General features: G+C 63.8%; 18 protein-coding genes and 3 tRNA genes. 5 read left to right on the top strand and 16 right to left on the bottom strand.

All coding sequences use genetic code 11. The features are described 5' to 3' along the window. Window positions 1–4 precede the first annotated feature (4 nt). Window positions 5–283, bottom strand: a complete 279-nt coding sequence (locus APT63_06385; protein AMA45285.1) for a hypothetical protein — start codon at window positions 281–283, stop codon at window positions 5–7. Window positions 284–431: 148 nt separating this feature from the next. Here APT63_06385 and APT63_06380 point away from each other — a divergent pair, with 148 nt between their 5' ends. After that, on the top strand, window positions 432–1,463 hold the full coding sequence (locus APT63_06380) for an alpha/beta hydrolase (GenBank protein AMA45284.1): 1,032 nt from the start codon (window positions 432–434) through the stop codon (window positions 1,461–1,463). A 53-nt stretch (window positions 1,464–1,516) separates the two neighbouring features. Here APT63_06380 and APT63_06375 read toward each other — a convergent pair whose 3' ends face one another. The 9 genes from APT63_06375 to APT63_06335 all read right to left on the bottom strand — a co-directional run bounded on the left by APT63_06375 (window position 1,517) and on the right by APT63_06335 (window position 12,336). Next, window positions 1,517–3,388: a peptidylprolyl isomerase gene (locus APT63_06375; protein AMA45283.1), complete on the bottom strand. Its 1,872-nt coding sequence runs from the start codon at window positions 3,386–3,388 to the stop codon at window positions 1,517–1,519. A gap of 180 nt (window positions 3,389–3,568) precedes the next feature. After that, window positions 3,569–3,841: a DNA-binding protein HU gene (locus APT63_06370; protein AMA45282.1), complete on the bottom strand. Its 273-nt coding sequence runs from the start codon at window positions 3,839–3,841 to the stop codon at window positions 3,569–3,571. Window positions 3,842–3,994: 153 nt separating this feature from the next. After that, a complete protein-coding gene (locus APT63_06365) occupies window positions 3,995–6,391 on the bottom strand; it encodes a DNA-binding protein (protein ID AMA45281.1) in 2,397 nt (798 codons plus the stop codon). Between the two features lie 153 nt (window positions 6,392–6,544). Further along, a complete protein-coding gene (locus APT63_06360) occupies window positions 6,545–7,828 on the bottom strand; it encodes an ATP-dependent Clp protease ATP-binding subunit ClpX (protein AMA45280.1) in 1,284 nt (427 codons plus the stop codon). A 108-nt stretch (window positions 7,829–7,936) separates the two neighbouring features. After that, a complete protein-coding gene (locus APT63_06355) occupies window positions 7,937–8,578 on the bottom strand; it encodes an ATP-dependent Clp protease proteolytic subunit (GenBank protein ID AMA45279.1) in 642 nt (213 codons plus the stop codon). Between the two features lie 90 nt (window positions 8,579–8,668). After that, window positions 8,669–9,982 (bottom strand): trigger factor, encoded by a 1,314-nt coding sequence (locus APT63_06350; GenBank protein AMA45278.1) that lies wholly within the window; start codon window positions 9,980–9,982, stop codon window positions 8,669–8,671. A 258-nt stretch (window positions 9,983–10,240) separates the two neighbouring features. Then, entirely contained in the window at window positions 10,241–10,546 is a 306-nt protein-coding gene (locus APT63_06345; GenBank protein ID AMA45277.1) for a hypothetical protein, read from the bottom strand. A 376-nt stretch (window positions 10,547–10,922) separates the two neighbouring features. After that, complete coding sequence (locus APT63_06340; protein AMA45276.1) at window positions 10,923–11,249, bottom strand: antibiotic biosynthesis monooxygenase; 327 nt, start codon at window positions 11,247–11,249, stop codon at window positions 10,923–10,925. A gap of 79 nt (window positions 11,250–11,328) precedes the next feature. Continuing rightward, window positions 11,329–12,336: an NADPH:quinone reductase gene (locus tag APT63_06335; protein AMA45275.1), complete on the bottom strand. Its 1,008-nt coding sequence runs from the start codon at window positions 12,334–12,336 to the stop codon at window positions 11,329–11,331. A gap of 106 nt (window positions 12,337–12,442) precedes the next feature. Here APT63_06335 and APT63_06330 point away from each other — a divergent pair, with 106 nt between their 5' ends. Then, window positions 12,443–13,357 carry a LysR family transcriptional regulator gene (locus APT63_06330; GenBank protein AMA45274.1) on the top strand — a complete coding sequence of 305 codons (915 nt, stop codon included), beginning with the start codon at window positions 12,443–12,445 and terminating at the stop codon, window positions 13,355–13,357. A 126-nt stretch (window positions 13,358–13,483) separates the two neighbouring features. Here the strand turns inward: APT63_06330 and APT63_06325 are convergent, their stop codons facing one another. From APT63_06325 to APT63_06310, 4 genes are all read right to left on the bottom strand, one after another. Further along, window positions 13,484–14,653, bottom strand: coding sequence for a glycoside hydrolase (locus APT63_06325; GenBank protein ID AMA45273.1), 1,170 nt, complete (start codon window positions 14,651–14,653; stop codon window positions 13,484–13,486). 594 nt (window positions 14,654–15,247) lie between these two features. After that, window positions 15,248–15,332, bottom strand: a tRNA-Leu gene (locus APT63_06320). A 57-nt stretch (window positions 15,333–15,389) separates the two neighbouring features. Continuing rightward, window positions 15,390–15,465, bottom strand: a tRNA-His gene (locus tag APT63_06315). Window positions 15,466–15,506: 41 nt separating this feature from the next. Beyond that, a tRNA-Arg gene (locus APT63_06310) sits at window positions 15,507–15,583 on the bottom strand. Window positions 15,584–15,871: 288 nt separating this feature from the next. Between APT63_06310 and APT63_06305 the strand changes: the two genes are divergently transcribed. After that, on the top strand, window positions 15,872–16,726 hold the full coding sequence (locus tag APT63_06305; protein ID AMA45272.1) for a bifunctional methylenetetrahydrofolate dehydrogenase/methenyltetrahydrofolate cyclohydrolase: 855 nt from the start codon (window positions 15,872–15,874) through the stop codon (window positions 16,724–16,726). A gap of 114 nt (window positions 16,727–16,840) precedes the next feature. After that, window positions 16,841–21,667 (top strand): hypothetical protein, encoded by a 4,827-nt coding sequence (locus tag APT63_06300; GenBank protein AMA45271.1) that lies wholly within the window; start codon window positions 16,841–16,843, stop codon window positions 21,665–21,667. A gap of 47 nt (window positions 21,668–21,714) precedes the next feature. Here the strand turns inward: APT63_06300 and APT63_06295 are convergent, their stop codons facing one another. Then, window positions 21,715–22,905: a hypothetical protein gene (locus tag APT63_06295; protein ID AMA45270.1), complete on the bottom strand. Its 1,191-nt coding sequence runs from the start codon at window positions 22,903–22,905 to the stop codon at window positions 21,715–21,717. Between the two features lie 228 nt (window positions 22,906–23,133). On the opposite strand from APT63_06295, the gene APT63_06290 reads away from it, so the two are divergent. Then, complete coding sequence (locus tag APT63_06290) at window positions 23,134–24,099, top strand: deoxyribonuclease I (GenBank protein AMA47803.1); 966 nt, start codon at window positions 23,134–23,136, stop codon at window positions 24,097–24,099. Window positions 24,100–24,154: 55 nt separating this feature from the next. On the opposite strand, the gene APT63_06285 is transcribed toward APT63_06290, so the two are convergent. Next, entirely contained in the window at window positions 24,155–25,606 is a 1,452-nt protein-coding gene (locus APT63_06285; protein ID AMA45269.1) for an MBL fold metallo-hydrolase, read from the bottom strand. Between the last annotated feature and the right edge of the window lie 89 nt (window positions 25,607–25,695).

Here is a 25,695-nt window from a genome sequence, read left to right as displayed (position 1 = left end):
GGGCTCAACGCCCTGCACGGGACTCGCGAATGTAGAAGCGCGCTTTCTCGGCCTTGCGCGAACAGCCCCGGAAGGCTTCGAACTGTTGTTGGGTCTTGGCGCCGGTCAACAACGACAAGGCCTTGGAGTAGCTCACCGTGCCCGCCAGACCTTCGGCCTTGGCGATGTCGAGCTCCTTCCAGGCCGCATCCAACTGGGTCGCGCAACTGTCACGGTAGGCCGTCTTGCCAGCGCATCCGGTCAGTGCCAAGGCCAGCAACGGCAGGCAGATCCAGGCTTTCATGGGGCGATCCTCAAGGTGTCCGGGGTAGATGGCTGTTCGACGTCCGCGGGTTGAGAAAGTGCCTTTTCCACACGCCGAGACACATCGGGATTGAAGCGTTTTGGCCCGCGGTGCATTGTGCATGAAAACACAATGACGGGGAGCGGGTATGGGCAAACGTGTAGCACTGGTGTTGGGTTCTGGCGGTGCCCGGGGGTATGCCCATATCGGCGTGATCGAGGAACTCGAACGGCGCGGCTACGAGATCGCCTGCATCGCCGGCTGCTCGATGGGCGCCGTCGTCGGCGGTATCTATGCCGCAGGCAAGCTCGACGCCTACAAGCAGTGGATCGAAAGCCTGGACTATCTGGACGTGCTGCGCCTGGTGGACGTGAGCTTTCGTCTTGGCGCGATCCGCGGGGACAAGGTGTTCGGCCAGATTCGCAAGATCGTCGGCGAACTCGATATCGAACAGTTGCGGATTCCCTACACGGCCGTGGCCGCCGACCTGACGCATCAGCAGGAGGTGTGGTTCCAGGAAGGCTGCCTGCATCAGGCCATGCGCGCTTCAGCCGCAATCCCCAGCCTGTTCACGCCGGTCGTGCAGGGCAACCGTGTGCTGGTCGACGGTGGCATCCTCAACCCCTTGCCCATCGTGCCCGTGGTGTCGAGCCACTGCGACCTGATCGTCGCCGTCAACCTGAACGCAACCCAACCCACGTCCTATCAGTTGCCTGTCATCGAGCGGCCTGCCGCCTTCAAGCAACGCTTCGACAGTCTCGTCACATCGCTGGGCGCACGCCTGCCCTTCCGGCGCAAACCGGCCGAACAACTGATCCAGATCGAACGCGAGATCATTGGTGAAGGGCTGGGCGCGACCAACCCCTGGCTGGCTGAAGGCCGGGTCGCCACGCTGACGTCGAGCGACGAAGAACGAGGCGCGCCCAAGTCGGCCACCGGATCGTTCGTCGTCGATGCCGTCGGACCGGCTTCGTTGCTGGACTTGATCAACCAGAGCTTCGAAGTCATGCAAACGTCACTGGCGCAGTACAAGATGGCCGGCTATCCGCCTGACGTGGTGATCGATGTGCCCCGGCGTGTCTGCCGGTTCTTCGAGTTCTACAAGGCGCCGGAGCTGATCGCCCTGGGCCGGCAGATCGCCCGTGATCGCCTGGACGCGCACGAGCGCCCCCTTCGCTGATTGCAGAAACGACTCAGGCCGCATAGGCGGCCTGAGTCGATCACGACGCGGTATCAGTAACGCTTGATGTCCGCCTTGGCTTCCAGCTGCTTGAGGTAGGCCGCGAAGTCCTGCTCACCGGCGCGCGAGGCCAGGAAACGACGCATCTGCGTCTTCTCGGCATCGCTCGGTGCAGCGCCTTCGTTGACACCCTTGAGCTGCAGCACGGCCAGACGCCCGTCGTTGAGCACGACACTGTCGAAGACCGCCTTGGCCTTGTCCTGCGGCTTGGCCAGACGGAAGACCGCCTGCAGCTCGACAGGGTCGATGCCTTCCTGGTTGCGCGTGACGGCTTCACGCACCTTCCAGGCCTGCCCTTCGAGCGGCGCATCGGCTTTGATCGACCCTTCACGCAAGCCCTTGACCAGGGTATCGGCCTTGGCCTTGAGGTCGGCGATGGCCTGCTCCTTGGCCAGACGGTCGCGGATGTTGCCAGCGACCTGCTCCAGCGGCAGCTGCTCAGGCTTGCGATGCTCCTTGACCCGCAGCACCAGCACCGTCTCCGGGTCCAGCTCGATGGCGTTGCTGTTGCTGCCTTCCTGCAATACTTCTTCGCTGAAGGCCGCCTGCACGACCTGACGGTTGGCCGTGATGCCGTCGCCACCTTCGCGACCGAACGGCGCGGAGGTCTGGACCTTCAGGCCCAGGTCCTGAGCCGGCTGCCCCAGGTCGGACGATTCGAACGCCGAATCTTCCAGCTGCTTGGTCGCCTCGACGAAGCGCTGCTCGACCTGCTGGGACTTCAAGTCACGGGTCAGCTTATCACGCAGGCTGGCGAAGGTCGGTACGTCCGGCGCCTCGACACCCAGCAGCTTGATCAGGTGATAACCGAAGCTCGTGCGCACAGGGGCCGAGACCTGGTTCTCGGACAGCTTGTACAAGGCGTCCTCGAAGGCAGGATCGTAGACGCCTGGACCGGCAAGGCCCAGATCGCCGCCATTGCTGGCCGAGCCTGGATCCTGGGAGTACTCCTTGGCCAGTGCGGCGAAGTCCTCGCCCTTGTTCAAGCGCTGGGCGATCTCTTCGGCGCGCGCCTTGGCCTGCGCGTCGCTGACCTTGTCGTTGACTTCGATCAGGATGTGAGCGGCATGGCGCTGCTCGGCCAGGTTGGCGACTTCTTTCTCGTAGGCGGCCTTGAGCTGGTCTTCATCGACCTTGACCTGGTCGAAGTAGGCCGACTTCTTCAGCTCGATGTAGTCGATGACCACCTGGTCAGGCGTCATGAACTCCTTGGCGTGCTGATCGTAATGGGCCTTGATCTGCTCGTCCGACACCTGGACAGCCGACGGATCGGCCTTGAAGACCACGGAAGCGAAATCGCGTGTCTGGTTCTCGAGGCGTGCGAAGGCCTCCACCTGAGGCGTGGTGGCAAAGCTGGTCGCAACAAACCCGCCACGCAGCTGCCCGATCAGCAGCTCTTCGGCCAGCATCTGGCGGAACTGCATGCGCGTGTAGCCCAGGCGACGGATGAACTGGTCGAACAGGTCCGCGCTGAAGGTACCGTTGGCCTGGAATTCCGGCATTTGCAGGATGACCTGGTCGAGCGCCGCGTCGGTGAAGGAGAACCCGGCATCACGCGCGCCTTGCAGCAGCAGCGTGCGATCGATCAACCCCTTGAGGGAGGCTTCGCGAAGCAGCTTTTCGTCCAGCAGGGCCGGATCGAAGTCCTTGCCCATGCGTTGCATCAGCTGGCGACGCTGGATGTCGGCTGCCTGGCTGAGCGCGTTCTGGCTGATGGTATCGCCATTTACCTTGGCAGCATCCTGGCTATGGTTGGTGGCCTGGAAAATGGCATCGAACCCGGTCAGTGCCATCAGCACCACGATGAGACCGATGATGGCCTTGGCAATCCAACCTTGTGAATTGTCCCTGATATTCTGCAGCATGCGTCCCCCAAAACGGCCGTTCCACTGCGTTGACGACCGTGGAGTGAAGGTAAAGTCCTGATAGAAGAAAGGCGCATCCGAAGATGCGCCTTCTCGAAGCGTGCGCGGTGTCTGGAATCATGTTCCTGGTGACATCGCGGCAGGGACTGACGAGGTCAGCCCCTCCTTGAGCGGCATGACTCAGTTGACAGCGTCTTTCAGACCCTTGCCTGGCTTGAAGCCTGGCACTTTGGCAGCGGGAATCTTGATCGCCTTGCCGGTCTGAGGGTTGCGGCCGGTACGTTCTGCACGGTCCTTGACGGAGAAGGTGCCGAAGCCTACCAGAACGACGTCGTCGCCTTGCTTCAGGGCACCGGCAACCGAGTCGATGACCGCGTCCAGGGCGCGACCAGCCACGGCTTTCGGAATATCAGCGGAGGCGGCGATAGCGTCAATCAGTTCCGACTTATTCACTCTAAATCCCCTTTATCTCTCTAATGAGTATGTTTCTAAGTATGTAAAGAAAGCATGGAATACGCGAACGCCGGGTGACCCTGGAACACTGTAATGTCACTTCTTCGACCTGGACGTTTCGCCTCAGGGAAGGTCACCCGGCTCAAAGCTTTATCAATGCGTGCTGACGCGTTCCTTGGCATCGCTGTCGCGCTTTTCGTCTTTTGCGACAATCTCGGGAGCCACGTCCGGCAACGGCTCGGGGGCGTATTGCAGCGCAATTTGCAGGACTTCGTCAATCCATTTGACCGGTTTGATCTGCAGATCGGCCTTGATGTTTTCCGGGATTTCCTTGAGATCGCGCACGTTCTCCTCCGGAATGATCACCGTCTTGATGCCACCCCGGTGCGCTGCCAGCAGCTTTTCCTTCAAGCCGCCGATGGCCAGCACCTGACCACGCAACGTGATTTCGCCGGTCATGGCCACATCGGCCCTTACGGGGATCTGGGTCAGCGCCGAGACCAGCGCCGTGCACATGCCGATACCGGCACTGGGGCCATCCTTCGGAGTCGCCCCCTCAGGCATGTGGATGTGCACGTCGTGTTTCTCGTGGAAGTCCCGTGGAATCCCCAGGCTGCGAGCACGGCTGCGTACCACGGTCTGCGCGGCCGTGATCGACTCGACCATGACATCGCCCAGCGATCCGGTCTTGATCAGCTGCCCCTTGCCGGGGATGACCACCGACTCGATGGTCAGCAATTCGCCGCCCACCTGGGTCCAGGCCAGCCCTGTGACCTGACCGATCTGGTCCTGCTGCTCGGCCAGCCCGTAACGGAACTTGCGCACGCCCAGCAGGTGCTCGAGCTGCTCGCCGGTGACGGTGACGTTGACCTGCTTCTGCCCGGCATGCTCTTTGACGACCTTGCGGCAGACCTTGGCGATCTGGCGCTCGAGCCCCCGCACGCCCGCTTCACGGGTGTAGTAACGGATGATGTCGCGGATCGCCGTCGTGTCGACGCTCAGCTCGGCCGGCTTCAAGCCGTTGGCCTTGACCTGCTTGGGCACCAGGTACTTGACCGCGATGTTGATCTTCTCGTCTTCGGTGTAGCCCGGCAGACGGATGATTTCCATCCGGTCGAGCAGTGCCGGCGGGATGTTCATGGAGTTGGAGGTGCACAGGAACATCACGTCCGACAGGTCGTAGTCGACCTCTAGGTAGTGATCGTTGAAGTTGTGGTTCTGTTCGGGGTCGAGCACCTCGAGCAAGGCCGACGCCGGGTCGCCCCGCATGTCGTTACCCATCTTGTCGATTTCATCGAGCAAGAACAGCGGGTTGCGTACACCCACCTTGGTCATCTTCTGGATCAGACGACCTGGCATCGAACCGATGTAGGTACGGCGATGGCCGCGGATCTCGGCTTCGTCACGCACTCCGCCCAGGGCCATGCGCACGAACTTGCGATTGGTGGCCGTCGCGATGGATTCGGCCAGCGAGGTCTTGCCCACGCCAGGCGGGCCGACCAGGCACAGCACCGGCCCACGGATCTTCTTCACGCGCTTTTGCACGGCAAGGTATTCGAGGATGCGGTCCTTGACCTCTTCGAGCCCGTAATGGTCGGCATCGAGGATCTCTTCGGCACGGGTCAGGTCCAGGCGCACCTTGCTCTGGGCCTTCCACGGCACCTGTACCAGCCAGTCGAGGTACGAACGCACCACGGTCGCCTCGGCGGACATCGGCGACATCTGCTTGAGCTTGTTCAGCTCGGCCTGGGCCTTGGCCAAGGCATCCTTGGGCAGGCCGGCCGCGTCGATGCGCTTCTTGAGCTCATCGATTTCATTGTGGCCTTCGTCGCCATCGCCGAGCTCTTTCTGAATGGCCTTCATCTGCTCATTCAGGTAGTACTCGCGCTGGCTGCGCTCCATCTGCTTCTTGACGCGACCGCGGATGCGCTTCTCGACCTGCAGCAGATCGATTTCTGCATCCAGCAATGCCAAGACATGCTCGACCCGAGTGGACAGATCGACGATTTCGAGGATCTCTTGCTTCTGCTCGATCTTCAGCGCCATGTGCGCGGCCATGGTGTCGACCAGCCGGCCTGGCTCATCGATGCTGTTGAGCGAAGACAGCACCTCGGCAGGTACCTTCTTGCCCAGCTGGACGTACTGCTCGAACTGCGACAGCAACGTGCGCACGAAGACTTCCGATTCACGCTCGGCCGCTTCGCTCTCGTCGATCAGGCTGACCTGCGCACGGATGTGATCGTCCACTTCGACGAAGCGCTCCACGGCGCCTCGCTGTTCGCCTTCGACCAGCACCTTGACGGTGCCGTCGGGCAATTTCAACAACTGCAGGACCGTGGCGACGGTACCCACACGGTACAAGGCGTCTTCGCCCGGATCGTCGTCGGCAGGGTTCTTCTGGGCCAGCAGCAGGATCTGCTTCTCGCCCGTCATCGCCGCCTCGAGGGCTTCGATGGACTTCTCGCGCCCCACGAACAGCGGGATGACCATGTGCGGATAAACGACGACATCGCGCAATGGCAACAGAGGCAAGTCGAGGGTTGTCTTCATGAGTGCGCCTCTACAGCGGCCTTGCGGCCGGAATCCGGTGGAAATGATGCTTGGGGCTAATGTGGGGGTAGCCCTGCAAAATTACAAGCATTCTGGTCAGGAAATGCAGAAAGGGGCCCGAGGGCCCCTTTTTTGTCACTGCATGCAACGAACTCAGGCGTCCGGTGCGGCCTTGGCAGGCGCTTCGCTGTTCTCGTAGATCAGCAGCGGCTGCGACGTGCCATCGATGACGCTCTCGTCGATGACCACCTTGCTGACGTCCTTCTGCGAAGGAATCTCGTACATGGTGTCGAGCAGGATGCCTTCCAGGATCGAACGCAGACCACGAGCACCCGTCTTGCGCTCCAGGGCCTTGCGTGCGACAGCCTTGAGCGCATCGCTGCGGAACTCCAGGTCGACGCTTTCCATTTCGAACAGCTTGGCGTACTGCTTGGTCAGCGCATTCTTCGGCTCGGTGAGGATCTGCATCAATGCAGCCTCGTCGAGCTCGTCGAGCGTGGCCAGAACCGGCAGACGGCCCACGAACTCCGGAATCAGGCCGAACTTCACCAGGTCATCAGGCTCGACCTGACGCAGCGATTCGCCGACCTTCTTGCCCTCTTCCTTGCTGCGCACGTCAGCGCCAAAGCCGATGCCACCTTTGGTGGAGCGGTTCTGGACGACTTTCTCCAGGCCCGAGAACGCACCGCCACAGATGAACAGGATGTTGCGCGTGTCGACCTGCAGGAATTCCTGCTGCGGGTGCTTGCGCCCACCTTGTGGAGGTACGGAGGCCACGGTACCTTCGATCAGCTTCAACAGCGCCTGCTGCACGCCTTCACCGGACACGTCGCGGGTGATGGACGGGTTGTCCGACTTGCGCGAGATCTTGTCGATCTCGTCGATGTAGACGATACCCATCTGGGCCTTCTCTACGTCGTAGTCACACTTCTGCAGCAGCTTCTGGATGATGTTCTCGACGTCTTCGCCCACGTAGCCCGCTTCGGTCAGGGTCGTGGCGTCGGCGATGGTGAACGGCACGTTCAGCAGGCGTGCGAGGGTTTCGGCCAGCAGTGTCTTGCCCGAGCCGGTAGGCCCCACGAGCAGGATGTTGCTCTTGCCGAGTTCGACCTCGTCACCTTTCTTGTCGCGCTGGTTCAGGCGCTTGTAGTGGTTGTACACCGCTACGGCAAGCACCTTCTTCGCTCGCTCCTGACCAATGACGTACTGGTCCAGGATGGAGCTGATTTCTTTCGGCGAAGGCAATTTATGCGCGCTGCTCTCGGCCTGGGCTTCCTGCACCTCCTCGCGGATGATGTCATTGCACAGGTCGACGCACTCGTCGCAGATAAATACCGAGGGCCCGGCAATCAGTTTGCGCACTTCGTGCTGGCTTTTGCCGCAGAAGGAGCAGTAGAGCAATTTGCCGTTGTCCTCGCCGTTACGGGTGTCAGTCATTCGATCGATCCAATCCGGTAGGCTTGCAACACAAGATGAAGGCAATTGCGGGCTTTTTCAAGTCCGCAGGCAGGCGGGGGGACCGCCTGCCCGCTCCGACGTCCGGGATCAGGACGCCAGCAGTCGCTTGTCGTAGACCGAGTCGACCAGGCCGTACTCGGCAGCGCGCTGAGCGCTCATGAAATTGTCACGCTCGGTGTCACGCTTGATGGTCTCCAGGTCCTGCCCGGTGTGGTAGGCCAGCAGCTCGTTCAGACGCGCCTTGATCGAGAGGATCTCCTGGGCATGGATCTCGATGTCGGTGGCCTGACCCTGGAAACCGCCCAGGGGCTGGTGAATCATCACACGCGAGTTGGGCAGGCAGTGACGCTTGCCCTTGGCACCGGCCGCCAGCAGGAAGGCGCCCATGCTGCACGCCTGACCGATGCAGATCGTGGAGACGTCGGGCTTGATGAACTGCATGGTGTCGTAGATCGACATGCCTGCGGTCACCGAACCACCCGGCGAGTTGATGTACAGATGGATATCCTTGTCCGGATTTTCCGCCTCAAGGAACAGCAACTGCGCCACTACCAGGTTGGCCATGTAGTCTTCGACCGGGCCGACCAGGAAGATCACTCGCTCCTTCAACAGGCGCGAGTAGATGTCGTAGGCGCGCTCGCCACGAGCGGATTGCTCGACAACCATCGGGACCAGGCCGCCGGCGGCCTGGATGTCAGAACTCTGCTGAATGTAAGAATTGCGGGACATGTCCTGCGCTCGCTCCCAAATAGTCATGGCTTGAAAACACACAAGCCAGCGCGAAGGCTGGCTTGTGTGGACTTCCTACGAAAAAGACGATCACTCAGCGTCGGCAGGTGCCTGTGCTGGCTTGACGGCTTCCTCGTACGAGACCGACTTGTCGGTCACAGTAGCTTTCTGCAGGACAGTATCTACAACTTGCTCTTCAAGCACAACCGAGCGGACTTCGTTCATCTGCTGGTCGTTCTTGTAGTACCAGGCGATGACTTGTTCTGGCTCCTGGTAGGCCGACGCCATCTCTTCGATCATGGCGCGCACGCGAGCGTCGTCAGGCTTGAGCTCGAACTGCTTGACCACTTCGGCGACGATCAGGCCCAGGACCACACGACGCTTGGCCTGCTCTTCGAACAGTTCGGCCGGCAGCTGCTCGGGCTTGATGTTGCCACCGAACTGTTGAACGGCCTGTACGCGCAGACGGTTGACTTCGTTCTCCAGCAGCGCTTTCGGCACGTCGACCGGGTTGGCGGCCAGCAAGCCGTCCATGACCTGGTTCTTGACCTTGGTCTTGATCGCCTGGCGCAGCTCGCGCTCCATGTTCTTGCGGACTTCGGCGCGGAAGCCTTCCAGCGTCGATTCCTTGATGCCGAACTGGGCGAAGAAGTCTTCGTTCAACTCAGGCAGCTGAGGTGCGGAAACGCTGTTGACCTTGACGGTGAACTCGGCAGCCTTGCCGGCCAGGTCGAGGTTCTGGTAGTCCTCGGGGAAGGTCACGTTCAGCACGCGCTCTTCACCGGCCTTGGCGCCGACCAGACCGTCTTCGAAGCCTGGGATCATGCGGCCCGAACCCAGCACCAGCTGGGTGCCGGTGGCCGAACCACCGGCGAAGGCTTCACCGTCGACCTTGCCGACGAAATCGATGTTCAGCTGGTCTTCGTTCTGTGCTTCGCGCTCGACCGCTTCGAAACGCACGTTCTGCTTGCGCAGCACTTCGAGCATGTTGTCCAGGTCAGCGTCAGCCACGTCGGCCTCGAGGCGCTCGACCTTGATGGTGTCGAAACCGGCGACGGTGAACTCTGGGAACACTTCGAAGGTGGCGATGTATTCCAGGTCCTTGCCTTTCTCGAAGACCTTGGGCTCGACGGCAGGTGCGCCGGCGGGGTTGAGCTTCTGCTCGACCACGGCTTCGTAGAAGGTGGCCTGGATCAGGTCGCCCAGGGCTTCCTGGCGCGCGGCCTCTTCGTAACGCTGACGAATCACGCTCATCGGCACCTTGCCTGGACGGAAGCCAGGCACCTTGGCGCGACGGGCAGTCTGCTGCAGACGCTTGTTGACTTCGGTCTCGATGCGCTCGGCAGGCACGCCGATGGTCATGCGGCGCTCGAGCGCAGAAGTGTTTTCAACAGAAACTTGCATGGATATTCCTCGTTGCACAGACGTTAGCCGGCGATAGCCCGACTCCAGAATCAAGGGCAGGCATTCTAGTGACTCGCGAACCAGAAGTCACCCCATCCGAAACGACAGGAAACGCATGGGAAGCCATTTTCCAAACCTGGCTCGAACCCGGCCAGGCGGGACAGCGCGGCGGGAAGGCAAGACTGACGCATGGCACGTGATCCTTGCCCAGGCCGCCGACACAAGGCGCGGATACCGTCGAGCGCACGCCCCTCCTTATCAGGGCGCCGTCGGATCCAGGTCGTTGGCCTCGCAATAGCTCTCCCAATCGACCCCCAGGGCGTCGGCCACCTCACGGTGCACGCTCAGGCGCAAGGCCTGCAGGTGCTCGGGCGATTCGGCGATCAGTTGCAGGGTCAGCTCCCACGGTTCCAGCCCTTGATCGGCCGCCGCGTCCTCGAAGGCCCATTCGATCTGCTGAGCCTGCTCTTCGGCATCGAGCTGGGCAATTTCCTCGCGCAACTGAGGATGGGCCTCGGCGAAGCGATGCAGTGCCAAGGCCTTGCTGTCTTGCGTGATGTTCATGTGACTCCCCTTGGGCTGGCACGACGGCCGGTGTTTTCGGACGGTCGGAATCTATCAGTTTCCAGTCCGCTGGCAAGGGGCAGGTCACACGACCGTCATCCCACGTCAAGGCGCCTCGGTGCCAGGCGCTTCGACGGTCGGCGGCTCGAGCACCAGCACACCCAGGTGGCTGGCCACGCCAAGCACCAGGAACGCCACCATCCAGCCCGCCAGGCAACCCATGACATGGCGCCTGACGAACCCGCGCCCAGAACGGCGCAGGGAGGCGGCAAGCCCCCACCACACCAGAGCGAAGGCCAGGGCTGCCAGGAGAACGACGAGAAACGTCATGGAAATAGCCTCGCACATGCAGGTTGCATCGATCTGTACGCCACCGTCATGGCTGCGCGTCGACCGATGACGACACCGGATTCAGGAATACCAGATGCGGCGGTTCCGCCAGCAAGGCCTCGCTGTGCGCAAGAAACTGCTGGAAATGCTCGGAGGCCGCATGCGCGTCGAACGCCTCCTGGTGCGCGAAGGCTTCACGCATGTAGAAACAACCTGGCGCATCTTGCCGTTCGAACAGCATGTAATCCAGATTGCCGGGCTCGGCGCGGGTCGGCTCGACCAGCGCCAGCAAGGCTGCCTTGAGGGCATCGGCCTGCCCGGCCTTGGCCGTGAGCGTGGCCAGCAGCACGATGGGTGGGGTGTGTTCGGTCATGCAGACTCCTTCAATCCTGTGAACCGGGCAAGGTGCGGCCTGACGGGACTGAGCGCCCCGGCCAGGCCTGCACCCAGGCTCAGAAACCTTCGAGCACGAGCTTGCCGCGGGCCTTGCCGCTTTCCAGCACCGCATGGGCACGGCGCATGTTGGCGGCATTGATGGCACCGAAGTGCTCGCCCAGCGTCGTGCGCAGGATACCCTGATCGATCAGTTGTGCCACGCGCTCGAGCAGGTGATGCTGCTGGATCATGTCCGGCGTCTCGAACAGCGAGCGGGTGAACATCAATTCCCAATGCAGCGACAGCGATTTGCGCTTGAGCGGCATGACGTCCAGGACCTGCGGGTCGTCGATCACCGCGAGCCGGCCCTGGGGGCGCAGCACCTCGATCAGTTGCGGCAGGTAGTGGTCGGTGTGCGTCAGGCTGGCGACGTGACTGACGTGCTCGATGCCCAGCGCCTGCAATTGCGGCAGCAGGGGTTGGCCATGGTCGATCACGTGATGGGCGCCCAGCTCGCGGACCCACTCGGTGGTCTGCGCGCGCGATGCCGTTCCGACGACCGTCAGCTGGGTCAGCTGTCGGGCCAGCTGCACCAGCATCGAGCCGACACCACCACCGGCGCCCATGATCAGCAGGACATCCCCTTCCCCGCCGCCTTCGGCCACGCCCAGGCGGTCGAACAGCAGTTCCCACGCGGTGATCGAGGTCAACGGCAACGCGGCGGCTTCAGCGGCGCCGAGCGTGCGGGGCTGATGCCCGACGATGCGCTCGTCGACCACATGGTACTGGCTGTAGCTGCCGGGACGCGCGATCGAGCCGGCGTAGTAGACGGCATCGCCCGGCTTGAACAGGGTCACCTGGGCGCCGACTTCACGCACGATGCCCGCTGCGTCCCAACCCAGTATTTTTGGCTCTTGAGTGAAAGTACCGGCCCGCACCTTGGTGTCCACCGGATTGACCGCGACCGCGCTCACTTCGACCAGCACATCGCGTGGGCCAGGTGTCGGCATGGGCAGCGTGGTGTCCTGCAGAGCGTCGGGGTCTTCGATGGGCAGGCCGTGCTGGGTGAAACTGATGGCTTTCATAGGCACTCGTCGCTGAATGTGATGTGATTGACCCACGCAGTATGACCGCCAGGGCGCCCATCAAACAGGCGCCAGAGGCGCAAACACTTTCACACCGGGAATGACAATGATCCGCTTCAACGACCTGGAAATCTTCGTCCGCAGCGCTGCGCTCGGCAGCTTCACGGCAGCGGCGCTGGAGGCTGGACTGCTGCCTGGCCAGGCAGCCGAAGCGGTCAAGCGCCTGGAGCGCGAACTGGATGTACGCTTGTTCGCCCGCACCACCCGCAGCCTGCGCCTGACCGCCGAGGGCGAGCAGTACCTGCCTTCTGCCCTGACGGCGCTCGAAGCCCTCCAGCGTGGGCGCGACGACCTGCGTCGCGATCCGGCACAACTGCAAGGCACCCTGCAACTGTCCGCGCCCTCCGACTTGGGACGCAACCTGCTGCTGCCCTGGCTCACGGACTTTCGCCGCGAACACCCCCTGCTGCATCTCCGGTTCCTGCTGTCGGACCAGCTTGTAGACCTGTTCCGCGATCCCGTGGACATCGCCATTCGCTATGGCCTGGACGTCGATGCCTCCTACGTCGCACTGCCCCTGGCACCGCGCAATCGCAAGGTGCTGGTGGCCTCCCCGCGTTACCTGGCGCGCTGCGGGCAGCCGCAGGCGCCTGAGGATTTGCGCGACCACCAGTGCCTGCTGTACATGCAGCAGGGCCGCCTCTACGACAAGTGGCGGTTGGGTACGGAAACGGTGCAGGTCGGCGGGACCTTACTGAGCGACGATGCCGACGTCGCCCGGCGCTGGGCCGTCGCCGGTGAAGGCATCACCTACAAGTCCTGGCTGGACGTCAGCGACGATGTACTGGCTGGGCGCCTGGTGCTGCTCATGCCGGACCATCCGGGGCCCGCCCTGCCCTTGAGCCTGGTCTGCCCGCACCGCAAGCAGCTCTCGCCCACGGTGACGCGCCTGCACGCCTGGCTGTCCGAGCGCTTTGCCGGGCTGCCGGACCCCGACAAGGCGGCTCCTTCCACGCGCTAGCAAGCCGCGTCGATGCCTTTACCCAGCACACGCCGCCTCGACGCGGGTGTGCTCGGCAAAGGGATCGATGATGCACGTCTGATCAGCGGGCGGAACACCCCTGATCAGGGTGTTCCGCCTACTCCGTTACGAGGCCGAGTAGTTCCAGTGGCTCAAGCGCTGGGAGAAGTACGGCGTGACCAGGGCAACCGTCGCCGCCTGATCGGCCCGCTCGAGGCTCATCTTCTCGGTATCCGAGCCGGGACCGGTGATCCACAGCGTGGCAGGCACCTTCTGCACCTTGAGCACCTCCAGCAGGTTCTTCAGGGCCGTACGACCTGCGTCGGTGCTTGGGATACCCACCTCACCGATGAACAGCGCCATGTTGTGGTCGCTGGCATAGGTGAACATCGGGCCGAACACTTTTTCGGTGAACACGTTGGCTTCGATCTTCGTGTTGTCGCCTTCATAAGCGCCACTGGAGCTGTTATTGACATCACCATAACCGTGTACCTCCCACACGATGGCATTGGCCGGATCGACGATGCGCGCCTGCAGGTCACCGGAGTATTTCTCCCAGTTTCGCGCGCTGGCGTATTGCAGACCGCAGATGAACACGGGCTTGCGCGAGCTGTTGCGCAGGTTCTTCAACACGATGTTCATGGTGTTGATGTACAGCGTTTTCATGTCCTCTACCGTGATGTAGTCAGTGGCTCCTGGGCGAGTCTCAGCGTAGGGCTCATTACCCAATCCCCAACCCACCACCATCGGATCGTCGCACGCCTGTACCAGCTTCTGGTGGAAGTTGGCCAGGTGCACCGCAGACCAGGCCGCGCCACTGATGCTGTTGCTGTCGTTGATCAGGACCGGCTCGGTGGCCTTCCACCGATTGCCCTGATTACCCGCCTGGTTGGCCGGCAACAGGCGGCCGGTCAGTGCACCATTGGCCGTCTCGTAGCGCATCAGGCGCATGTAGTGGTGAGGGTCCGGGATGATCTTCGCCTCGCCGTTGGAATCCTCACGAATCCAGCCCAGCAGTTCTTTCCATTTGCTGACGAAGGTGGTGTCCAGGCTGGCGCCTTGCCCAGGCAGGCCCTCGTGGGACAGGTTGATGGCCCGCTGCACTTCGAACGGGAAGCGGATCAGCCGCACGCCGCGCTGCTTGACCCACAGCCTGACGGTGTCGCGGGTCGGCCAGAAGTAATGGGTACCCGCCTCGCCCGGCACGATCTGCCGCGCGTTGGCGTGGGAGCCCAGGTTGATCCCCAACAGGGGAATGTTGGTCAGGGTGTTGAGACCGGTGCTGGAATTAGCCATGGGGTGTTACCTCGGAGTGATGAGTGGTCAGGGGCAGTCGCGCTGCTCCAGCTGCGCTCGGGGGCGCTGGCTTAAGGCTCGAGGCCTTTGCATGATTCAAGGTCCGGCAGCGCGAACACTTGATCTGGAACTCGGTGAACTCGCCCACACGGGCGAGCAGGCGGCCGCAATGGCCACAACGGTAATCGTTGAGCATGGTGTGCAACCTTGGAAGAGATGAAGCGTGGGCGCATAGGGCCAGACACTGCAACGGACCTGTTGGGCGCGGCAGTGTCGAGGCAGGTTTGTGCATGGGGATTGCGGGAAACGAGAGAGCAGCGGTGTTTTGCAGGCACAAAAAAACCGGCTCGGGGCCGGTTGCTTGCTAGAGGCGCCAGGGGCGGATCTCTAGGAATGGGGAAATGCTGCCACTGCCCGCACGGGAATGCAAGGGTCAGGTGGAAAAATGATTCAGGGCAGCCTTGAGGGGCATTTGAACGAAAAAAGACAGCCTCGACGGGCTGCCTTTTTTTGCCTGAAATTCCCAAAGTGTTCCCATTTTGTTCCCAATTCGCGAATTGGTGGGAAAAACTCCTTTGAAAACAGGCACTTACATGGTGCGGACGAAGAGACTCGAACTCTTACAGCTTGCGCCGCTGGAACCTAAATCCAGTGTGTCTACCAATTCCACCACGTCCGCGTGAAGCACTTAAAGCAAAGGCGCCGGATCATACAATCAGGCGCCTTTTCTTGAATATGGGGTGGACGATGGGAATCGAACCCACGACAACTGGAATCACAATCCAGCGCTCTACCAACTGAGCTACGCCCACCATATTGCGGTACTGCTATGAACCTTGCCCAAGCTGCCTGATGGCGCACCCGGCAGGACTCGAACCTGCGACCATCCGCTTAGAAGGCGGATGCTCTATCCAGCTGAGCTACGGGCGCTTATTCAATCTGCTTTCTGATACGATTGCAAATCAACTTTCAGTCCGTACCGAACGAGCTAAAAATCCGCTCATTCTGCCCGACCTTGCTAGCCAGTGCTAGGCCCTGCCCGACAAGTGCGACGAATGTTATAGACGACCCGCTGAGGCGTCAACACTTTTTTAAAAAAAATTTAGCCGTTTGAAGGGCTTAGGGGATTTGCACGACCATCTGCCTTTGCCCTCGGGCTTGGGCATGCGAGAATGCGCATTCTTTCATGTTCCTTTCTCGATGGTTAATCACCCGTCTATGACTGCACACCTAATCGATGGCAAGGCGATCGCCGCCAGCTTGCGCCAGCAGATCGCCCTCCGTGTCGAAGAGCGTCGCCAACAAGGCCTGCGCGTACCGGGCCTGGCAGTGATCCTGGTCGGTTCCGACCCCGCCTCGCAAGTCTATGTCTCGCACAAGCGCAAGGATTGCGAGGAAGTGGGCTTTCTCTCGCAAGCCTACGATCTGCCGAGCGCCACCACCCAGCAGACGCTGACCGATCTCATCGATCGCCTGAACGATGATCCGGAGGTCGACGGCATTCTTCTGCAATTGCCGCTGCCCGAACACCTGGACGCCTCCCTGCTGCTCGAGCGGATTCGCCCGGACAAGGACGTGGATGGCTTCCACCCTTACAACGTCGGCCGCCTGGCGCAACGCATCCCACTGCTGCGCCCCTGCACGCCCAAGGGCATCATGACGCTGCTGGAAAGCACCGGCCAGAACCTGTACGGCATGGACGCCGTGGTGGTCGGGGCGTCGAACATCGTGGGTCGTCCCATGGCCATGGAGCTGCTGCTGGCCGGCTGCACCGTGACGGTCGCGCACCGCTTCACCCAGGATCTGGCAGGGCACGTCGGCCGTGCCGACCTGGTGGTCGTGGCCGCCGGCAAGCCGGGCCTGGTCAAGGGTGAATGGATCAAGGAAGGCGCCATCGTCATCGACGTGGGCATCAACCGCCAGGCCGATGGCCGCCTGGTGGGCGACGTGGTCTACGACACGGCCCTGCCGCGCGCCGGCTGGATCACCCCGGTCCCAGGCGGTGTCGGCCCGATGACCCGCGCGTGCCTGCTGGAAAACACGCTGTACGCGGCCGAAACGCTGCACGCCTGACGTTCCCGAGCCGGGCCGGCTCTTGCCGGCCCTGGCCGACGTGGTAGATACGTCGTCCGCTCATGCGCACCCTGCCCCTTAGGCTCGACGCTTCTTTTTCAAGGAGCATCCGACATGGGGAGTACCTCGCACCTTGCGCTCATCGAGCAGCGCGTTCCCACCTGGCTGCAATCGGCCACGCCTGCCCAACGTCATCGACTGCGCGAGCGCATCATCGCCAGCCACCGGGCGACCCGGGCGGTTGCGACCGCGCTGCGATCGTTGCAAGACATCGATGCCTTCTGTCGCCCCTTGTTGCAGGAGGCGCTCGCACGCTGGTTTCCCGCGGCGACGCTACCGGCCGTGGACATCGGCCGGGTCTGGCATCATGAGCGGAAGTACGCCAGCTCCTGGCTCGAAACGGCCCTGCAGAATGTCGAGGCGGATGCACGTCTCACGCTCTATGCAAGCGCGCAGACCAGCGAGCCCCTGACACTCGATACCCGTCGCTTCGTTCTGGGCCTGCGCAACCTGGACTTGGGCCAACGCTATAAGGACCATCTGACGGGCATCGTCGATAACGATGCCTTTCGCGCCCTGCTGCGCCAACAGGACCACACCGCGTTCGCCGCCGAAGTCGCACTGGCGACCCTGCAGCAGCGCCTGGACGAACCTGCCACGGCCCTGGCAGAAGCCCTGCTGGCAGGCGCTTCCAGCGTGCCACAGGCGGATGGCACGCAGCGCGCGCTGTGTTGCAACCGCCTGACGCTGGCCGGAATCTCGTTGCGCGGCCCCTTGCTGATTTCGCTGGAGCCCAAAGGGAGCGTCGAACCCTGCCTGCTCTACCTGCCCGGCCATCCACGCCTGCAACTGCGCCAGTATGCCTCCCTCCAGGCAGCCGCCAAGGCATTGACGCGCCTGATGTGGCAACCTCAAGAGCGCGAGTTCTTCAGCCGCTACGTGCTGCACGTCGAACGGGCCCGTTTCGCCGAGCGCCTGCAGGCGACGCTGTATCCGTATTACCCCTTCGATCAGGTCTACGCGCACCCACCGGTGCTGGAACCCGGCCAACGCATCGGCTGGATGAAACGGCTGTTTCCCGCGCCGACCGCTGTCTACCAGGCCACGCTGGACAAGAACGCACGCTTGCCGATGCACCTGACGCCCTGGCCTAGGGATTGCTTCGAGGCCAGGGCGCGCACCCAGGTGGAAGGCATGATCCTGGACGCGACCCGCATCGCGGTGCCAGTGGCCCAGCGCGACGCCGACGCCCAGTGGGCGCTGATCGAGCGCTGGCTGGGCATTGGGCTGACGGTGCTGAACCTGGCTGCGCTGCTGGTGCCCGGGCTGGGCGAAACGATGCTGGTGGTCGGCGGCGCACAGCTGGTCGATGAGTTCCTCGAGGGGATCGAGGCAGCCAACGATCGTGATGTCGACGCAGCGCTGTCGCACCTGTTCGACGTCTTCGAGAACCTGGCGCAGATGGCGGCCCTGGGCGCTGCGGCGACCTATGTCGAACCCCTGGGTGTGCTGCATGACTGGATCCCGATCGGCGAAGCCTCGTCGGCCAGACTCTGGCATGGCAGCCTGGAGCCGTTCACGCGCCCAGGCGGTTGGCCACGACAGGCGCCTGCGCTGTCGCAGATGCCCGTTCAGTGGCAAGGCAGGCAATGGATCGACCTCGACGGCCACCCCTGTGCGATCAAGCCCGCTCCTGACGGAAGTTGGCGCCTGATCCCCTTGAACGGGCGCGGCCACCAACCTGCGCTACGCCAGCACCTCGAGGGGTACTGGCTGCTGCAGCACGAACGTCCGCTGGGCTGGGACGCCACCCGACTGCTGAACAGGGTCGCACCATCGCCCGCCGACCTGACGACCTCGGCTCGGTTGAATGCCCTGCGGTGCAGTGGTTACTCCGTGGAAAGCCTGCGCCAGGCCGTCGTCGATCATCAACCCCTGCCTGCCCTGCTGCTCGACAGCCTCGAAGCGTTCGGCGCACGTCTGCCCGCCCCCCTGCCGCGCGCCGAGGAAGGCCCACTGGCGCGGGTGTTTCCTGGCCTGACCCGGCGTGCGCGTCACGACCTTCTGGCGCAGGCGACACCGGCCGACGTGGTGCGCCTGCAGGGCACCCAGCGCGTACCCTTGGCCATGGCCGAAGCGGCGCGTCTGTACCTGCGCGAAGGTCGGTTGAACCGGGCGCTGAGGGACTTTCACCTGGCCGCCGTGTCGTCCGATCGCGACACGCTGATCATTGCGGCGCTCCAGCGCCTGCCCGGCTGGCGCGCGACCGTTCACCTGCGGGTGATGCAAGGCGAGCAGGTCGTCGCGGCGACGGCTCCCTCCTCTGGCCCGACCAAGACCCTCCTGCGGCTCGACACGCAGTACCAACCGCTCGACGAGCAGGGCAACGCCCTGAGCAGCCCGACCACTGTCTTCCAGGCGCTGCTGTGTGCCCTGCCAGACAGCGAGCGCGAAGCCCTGGCCCTGCAGATCCACGACACGGAGGCACTGCGTGACCAGTTGTTCGATCAGGTGGCCCTCGACCGCGAGCGCAGCGCACTGGACCTGGGCATGGCACAGGTCCGCCCCTGGTACCGCCTGCCCGGCAGGTGGCCAGGGACTCAGGGGATCGGCTATGCGCTCAGCGGCCGCGGCGCGCACAACTGGCAGACCGGCGACGAGCTATTCGATCAGGTATTTCCGCCAGCCCCTGGCCTCGATCGCAGCGTGCTGAGAACGCTTCTGCGATGGGAAGCCGGGCCCCAGGCAGGCGCCTTCGCTCAGCTGATGCTGCGATTGCAAGGCGAATACCAGCGCCTGGACGAAGCCCTGCAGACCTGGGTCTCGGACGAGGCAGGCGTCACGCCGGAACGCCAGCCCGAACAGCGGGCCGCACGTGACAGCGTCGCCCAGCACATCCGGCGTGCCTGGCGACGCGAGTCGCCCAGCCACGGAGCCGGTTCATTGCAGCACATCGAGCTGCACATCAATGCGCGCTACGTCGATACCTTGCCCATCCTGCCCGATCCGCTGCCGTCGGTGCGGAGCCTGGAGCTGAACGGCCTGAGCGATGCGACCACGGCCCGCCTGAACGATTTTCTGCACGCCTTCCCCCAGCTCCGGGTGCTCGACCTGAGCGACAACTCTCTCACGCTGCTGCCGGCGCGACTAGGTGAGCTGCACAACCTCGAGAGCCTGAACCTGGCGGAGAACAATCTGACGCTCGACGACGAGCACAACCTGTCGATCATCCTGCGCCTGCAGGCACTGCGAAACCTGGGGCTTACCGATGCCCTCTCGGACCTGTCGTTCACCACGCTGCAGCGCCTGGGTCAATTGCCCGCCTTGCGTGTGCTGCTGGCCGATGTCAACGAGCTGGCGTTCGGTCCGGCCCATTTCCAGGCCCTGCAACAATGGCCTGCGCTCGAGGAACTGCACCTGGGCCAAAACCAGATCACCCTCGACCCGCCTACCCGTCAGGCACTGGCCGGCCTCAATCGCTTGATACGCCTGTCGCTGTACGAAAACCCGCTCGACCTGCCGCCAGACCTGACTGGCTGGACACGCCTGCGCCAACTGGATCTGGAGCACACCGGCATCGTCGACTGGCCGCCTGGCCTGCTCGGTCTACTGGATCAGCGGCCACTGGTGCTTCGCGCGCTGGACCTGGGGCACAATGGTCTGACCGATGTGCCGCCGCTGGCGCACACGGCCTTCGCCGAAGCCATACGCGCCCACGACCCTGATGTCTTCGTGTCGCTGGGCCCCAACCCCTGGAGCGAGCAGGCGCAGATCCTGCTGAACGACGCCGGGCTGGAAGCGCAGACCGAGGCACCGGCGTTCGGCGACTGGCATGCCGACTGGCCGGAGCCGCTGCGCGAGCACGTGGCACACACCCTGACCGATGCCCACTGGCAACCCTTGTACGGGCTGTTCGATCGGGTGTCGCACACAGGCGACTACCAGCACAATCCGGCCGCCTTGCGGACCCGCATGGCACACGTGGTGCAGGTGCTGTCCACCGACGCCCAGGCCGACGCCACACCGGCCTGGGGGCTGGCGCAGCTGCACCAGGAGATTAACGAACGGCTGCACGATGCCGGACAGGCCTGTGTCGACCAGGCCAGCCTCCTGTTCCAGGACATCGAGACCGAGGTCACGACCTGGGAGGTGGTCCGCCACGCGCAGCCCGGCGCGAGCCACGAGCAGACCGCGATCGACAGCGCCGGAGCCCTGTACCGACAACGGCTGCTCGAAGAACAGGTCGGCGCGCTCTACCAGGCACGCCTGAACCGCCGGCGAGCGCTGGCGGATGCCACGGATGCAGCGGGCCGGGAGGCCGCGCCGCCCCTGCATCCCTTGGACGATCTGGACGATGCGGCGCTGAGCGAGCCGAACTATCTGCTCGACGAGCTGGAAATGGCGCTGTACGCCCGCCTGCAATTGCGTGAGCCGCTGCGCCTGCCACCTCAGCCCGCGGAGATGAGCTTCGGCTACCTGGCCCGGCTGAGCCACCCGACGCTTCAGCGCCTGGCCAATACGGTGCGGGAGCTGGCATCCGGCGAGCGGGTGGCCGAATGGGCCGCGACACAGCGCTTCTGGCAAGCCTGGTTGCGTCGGCTGTACCCCCAGCAGTTCGTGGCGTTCAGTCAACGCTGGGAAGGGGCTTCGGCGTACTTCGACCAGCTCAGCGAGGCAGGTGCCGGTACTGGCCGCTACGAAGGCCCGCCTGTGCCGGAACCTTACATCGCCGCGCTGGAGCAGGCCTTCCCGGCGGTGCCAGGGCTGACCTGGCGACAGGCGGGTGTCGTGCAGAGCGTGAACCTGGTTTCCGGACGCATTCCCCAGGAAAGCGCGATCTACCAGCGCGCTGCCCAGCTGTTGCTGGAGACCCGCGTGGCCGATGAGACGATGCTGTATCGCACCTTGAGCCAGACGCTGGGCCAGCTGTACACACCGTGACCGGGATCGGCCGGTGGACCGTCAGGGCAGGACGGTCCACCGCGCCTTCACGGCTTCGACAGGGCCAGCGTGCGCAGCCACGGCACGCCGCACAGGGCCAGCAGGAGCAGCGCCACCACGCCATAGAACGCCTCGACCAGGCCGGTCCAGTGGGCGACATAGCCGATCAATGCAGGCCCGAGCAGCACCCCGAGATAACCGCAGATGCTGACGGCAGCCACCGCCGGCTGCACGGGCATCATCTGTTGGCGGCCCACCAGGGTGAACAACGCAGGCACCACGTTCCCCACTGCCAGGCCGGCGACGAACAGGCCCAGCAGCACGCCGATCAGGTTGCCGGAAAAGGCCGTGATCGCCACACCCGTGGCCGTGCCGGCAAACCCCACCACCAGCGTTCGAAGCTCGCCGAAACGCCCGACCAGTCGATCGCCCACCAGCCGGATCACCGTCATGGCCAGGGCAAACACGGCGTAGCCGACCCCGGCGAGCGAGACATCGACGCCCTTCTCCTGAGTCAACAGCACCGCCCCCCAGTCCAGCATGGCGCCTTCGCTGAGAAAGCAGATCAGCACCAGCACGCCCAGCATCAGCACGATGCCCCTGGGCAGGACCAGCGACATGCCGCCTTCGCTGGCAGGGGTGCGTACGAACCCCGATGCCGCCGCGACAAGACAGGCCAGCACCACCGCCGCAGCGCTCAAGGTCGAGGCGCCCAGGCTCACGCCACTGGCGATCAAGGCGGCCATGCTGCCCGCGCCAACCAGGCTGCCGACGCTGTACAGGCCATGGAACCCGGACATCAACGGTACGCCCGCGGCGTCCTGCACCGCCATGCCATGAATGTTGGCGGCCACGTCGATGGCGCCCAGCGCGGCGCCGAACACCAGCAGGCATACGCCCAAGGCCATGGGCGTGGACAACACCGAAAGCAGCGGCAGGATCAGCAACAGACACAGCGCGCCGGCCAGAATCACCGGCTTGGCGCCTACCCGTGCACAACAGGCCCCCGAGGCCGGCATGCCGATCACCGCGCCCAGCCCCAGGCACAACAGAATGTTGCCCAGGGTCGCTGCGTCGGCCTCGATCCGTGTCTGCACGAAAGGCACCAGCGGCGCCCAGCAGGACAGGGCGAAACCGGCGATGAAGAACGACAACCGCGTCGCCCGCTTGCCACCCTGAACCGCGCGGGTGACGTCGCGCCCTTGTGCCTCCAGACCTGCCTGTTCGAACCGACTCATGCATCCTCCTGATCACTGGAACCGTCGAACAGCTCAGACCATGACGGCGCAGCGGAGTTGGGCGCGCTTTGTCAACACGCGCCAGCCGGGCTGTCGCCTGCGCACCAACGCCCTGGCTGCAGCGCACCTGGGAAAAATCCGCCACCCGCCTCCACTTGCGCTGACAGCCGTGAGCGAAACGGATTGTGCGTATAATCCGCGCTCCATTCATTGCCTTCGCCTGTGACCATGACCCGATTGCTGTACGCCCTGACGCTGTGCCTCTCCCTTGTCACCCATGCCTACGCCGCGCCGCCGGCCACCTTTGCCGAAGCCAAGGTGGTGGCCAAGCAGAAGGTCTACTTCGACCAGGGCGCCAGCGCCACCGGTGAACTGTACTGCGGCTGCAAATGGACCTGGGTCGGCAAGTCCGGGGGCCGGGTCGATGCGCAGTCGTGCGGCTACCAGACCCGCAAGCAGCAGAACCGTGCCGAACGCACCGAGTGGGAACACATCGTGCCGGCCTGGACCTTCGGCCATCAGCGCCAGTGCTGGCAGAACGGCGGCCGTGCCCACTGCGTGGATGCCGACCCGGTGTTCCGTGCCATGGAAGCCAACCTGTTCAACCTGTACCCGGCCGTCGGCGAAGTGAATGGCGACCGCAGCAACTTCAACTACGGCATGGCCACCGGCGTCGCGCCGCAATATGGCCAGTGCCCTACCAAGGTGGACTTCCAGCAGCGCGTGGCCGAACCGCGCGACGCGGTCAAGGGGCTGGTGGCACGGACCACGTTCTACATGTTCGATCGCTACAAGCTGAACATGTCGCGCCAGCAGCAGCAACTGCTGATGGCCTGGGACAAGCAGTACCCGGTCAGTGCCTGGGAAAAGCAGCGTGACCAGCGCATCGCCGCAATCATGGGCCATGCCAACCCCTTCGTCACGGGTGAGCGGCACTGGACCCTGGGCTACAAGCCGGTCGGCGACGGCCTGGTGGAGGCCTCGACCCCTGCTGCGCGACCGACCAAGGCCGACAGCGCGCCTGCGACGCCTACCGGTTCGGGCGACATCCAGGGCAACCGCAAGAGCCTGCTCTATCACCTGCCGTCGGGTTGCCCGAGCTATGGCAAGGTGGCCGAGAAGAACCTGATGCACTTCACCACCGAGGCCCAGGCCCAGGCCGCTGGCTACCGCAAGGCCGGCAACTGCAAATGAGCCGAGCGGTGACCTGAGCAGGGTTTGGGGGCTCGACCCTGGCCCCCTGCTTGGGTCAACCGTGAGGGATCTCGATCCTCGCCTGCCGGCCCGCCGCCTGGTAATGCCGGTGCAACAGGTCGGCCAGGCACTGCTTGGCATGGGGTTCCCCATGGATCAGGCGGATTTCCGTCGGCCACTGCGCCATGCGCGTCACCCAGCCGACCAGGTCCGCCTGATCGGCATGGGCCGAGTACCCCCCGACGCTGTCGATGCCAGCCCGAATGTCGACGCGCTCACCCTCCAGCATCACATAACCTCCCTCGGGGCCATGGGTCTGGATGTCATGCCCTGGCGTGCCCTTGACCTGATGCCCGACGAACACCACGTTGTGCCGCGGGTCGCCCAGCAAGGTCTTCAGGTAGCGCACGATCCGGCCACCGGCGCACATGCCGTTACCGGCGATGACGATGGCCGGGCGCGCGGTGTCGGCCAGGTGCCGGACGATGCGCTCGTGCTCGGCATGGTCGTCCACGATCACCAGCTGCTTGAACGAAAACGGCTTGCGACCTTCCTGCTCCACCCGCTGACGGGCCGGTTCGTCCCAGAAGTCGCGCAACTCCTTGTAGACCTGGGTGAAGCGTCCGGCCAGGGGTGAGTCGAGGATGATCGGGATGTCCGGCCAGTCGATGTCCGGTGCCGAGCTCACCGTGCCCGGGGTCGAAGCCGAGGTCTCGGCCGCCGCGCAGCGTTCGTGCAGGATGGCTTCCAGTTCGTAGAGCAGGTCCTGGGTGCGGCCGATGCAGAACGACGGGATCAGTACCGTGCCCTGGTCGGCCAGGGCGCGTTCGATGACCGCCTGCAGCCGCTCGCGGCGATGGCGACGGTCCTCGTGGCAGCGGTCGCCGTAGGTGCTCTCCAGGATCAGCAGATCGGCCTGCTCGGGGGCTTCCAGGTCCGGCAGGAGAGGCGAATACGAAGCGCCCAGGTCGCCGCTGAACACCACCCGCTGGTGCGAGCCTTCCTCGTTGAGTTGCAGCTCGACATAAGCCGACCCCAGCACGTGCCCGGCCGGTTGCAGACGTAGCTGACAGCCCTGTGCCGGCGTCCCGTGCAAGGTGAACCAGTTGCCATAGGGCAACGCGATGATGCGCTGCTCGATGATGTTCAGATAGCGCTCCAGGGCCTCGGGGTCGCGGCTGATCGCCAGGCGAAAGGCGTCCTCCAGCACGATCGGCAGCAAGCGGGCCGAAGGTTCGCTGCACAGGATCGGCCCGTCGAAGCCAGCCGCCAGCAGGTTGGGGATGCGGCCCACGTGATCGAGGTGCACATGGGTCACGATCAGCGCCTTGATCCCATCGACGGGAAAGCCCAGGGCCAGCCTCTCCTGCTCGTCCTCGGCGTGATCCGTACCCTGGAAGGCGCCGCAGTCGATGAGCACGCTGTGCTCGGCGTCGAGCCAGAGCTGGTGGCAGGAACCGGTCACGCCTTCGTGACCGCCGCGGTGAACGAGCTGGGGAGACGTCATCGGGTTTCCTTGGCCGGCGCCCTGCGCTGGCGGTAGACCTGCGGTAAAGGGTGCCTGCTTCGCCCCCCGGATGAGCATTCGGCCTGTGG

Origin of the sequence: Pseudomonas monteilii (assembly GCA_001534745.1) — a bacterium.
GTDB lineage: Bacteria > Pseudomonadota > Gammaproteobacteria > Pseudomonadales > Pseudomonadaceae > Aquipseudomonas > Aquipseudomonas alabamensis.
This window is presented reverse-complemented; position numbering and strand designations above follow the sequence as displayed.

Excerpts from the sequence above, each read along its gene's own strand:
- APT63_06295 (AMA45270.1), bottom strand. The coding sequence starts at position 22,905 with ATGAGTCGGTTCGAACAGGCAGGTCTGGAGGCACAAGGGCGCGACGTC.
- APT63_06290 (AMA47803.1), top strand. The coding sequence starts at position 23,134 with ATGACCCGATTGCTGTACGCCCTGACGCTGTGCCTCTCCCTTGTCACC.
- APT63_06360 (AMA45280.1), bottom strand. The coding sequence starts at position 7,828 with ATGACTGACACCCGTAACGGCGAGGACAACGGCAAATTGCTCTACTGC.
- APT63_06375 (AMA45283.1), bottom strand. The coding sequence starts at position 3,388 with ATGCTGCAGAATATCAGGGACAATTCACAAGGTTGGATTGCCAAGGCC.
- APT63_06335 (AMA45275.1), bottom strand. The coding sequence starts at position 12,336 with ATGAAAGCCATCAGTTTCACCCAGCACGGCCTGCCCATCGAAGACCCC.
- APT63_06380 (AMA45284.1), top strand. The coding sequence starts at position 432 with ATGGGCAAACGTGTAGCACTGGTGTTGGGTTCTGGCGGTGCCCGGGGG.
- APT63_06340 (AMA45276.1), bottom strand. The coding sequence starts at position 11,249 with ATGACCGAACACACCCCACCCATCGTGCTGCTGGCCACGCTCACGGCC.
- APT63_06325 (AMA45273.1), bottom strand. The coding sequence starts at position 14,653 with ATGGCTAATTCCAGCACCGGTCTCAACACCCTGACCAACATTCCCCTG.
- APT63_06330 (AMA45274.1), top strand. The coding sequence starts at position 12,443 with ATGATCCGCTTCAACGACCTGGAAATCTTCGTCCGCAGCGCTGCGCTC.
- APT63_06365 (AMA45281.1), bottom strand. The coding sequence starts at position 6,391 with ATGAAGACAACCCTCGACTTGCCTCTGTTGCCATTGCGCGATGTCGTC.
- APT63_06355 (AMA45279.1), bottom strand. The coding sequence starts at position 8,578 with ATGTCCCGCAATTCTTACATTCAGCAGAGTTCTGACATCCAGGCCGCC.
- APT63_06300 (AMA45271.1), top strand. The coding sequence starts at position 16,841 with ATGGGGAGTACCTCGCACCTTGCGCTCATCGAGCAGCGCGTTCCCACC.
- APT63_06305 (AMA45272.1), top strand. The coding sequence starts at position 15,872 with ATGACTGCACACCTAATCGATGGCAAGGCGATCGCCGCCAGCTTGCGC.
- APT63_06385 (AMA45285.1), bottom strand. The coding sequence starts at position 283 with ATGAAAGCCTGGATCTGCCTGCCGTTGCTGGCCTTGGCACTGACCGGA.
- APT63_06285 (AMA45269.1), bottom strand. The coding sequence starts at position 25,606 with ATGACGTCTCCCCAGCTCGTTCACCGCGGCGGTCACGAAGGCGTGACC.
- APT63_06350 (AMA45278.1), bottom strand. The coding sequence starts at position 9,982 with ATGCAAGTTTCTGTTGAAAACACTTCTGCGCTCGAGCGCCGCATGACC.
- APT63_06345 (AMA45277.1), bottom strand. The coding sequence starts at position 10,546 with ATGAACATCACGCAAGACAGCAAGGCCTTGGCACTGCATCGCTTCGCC.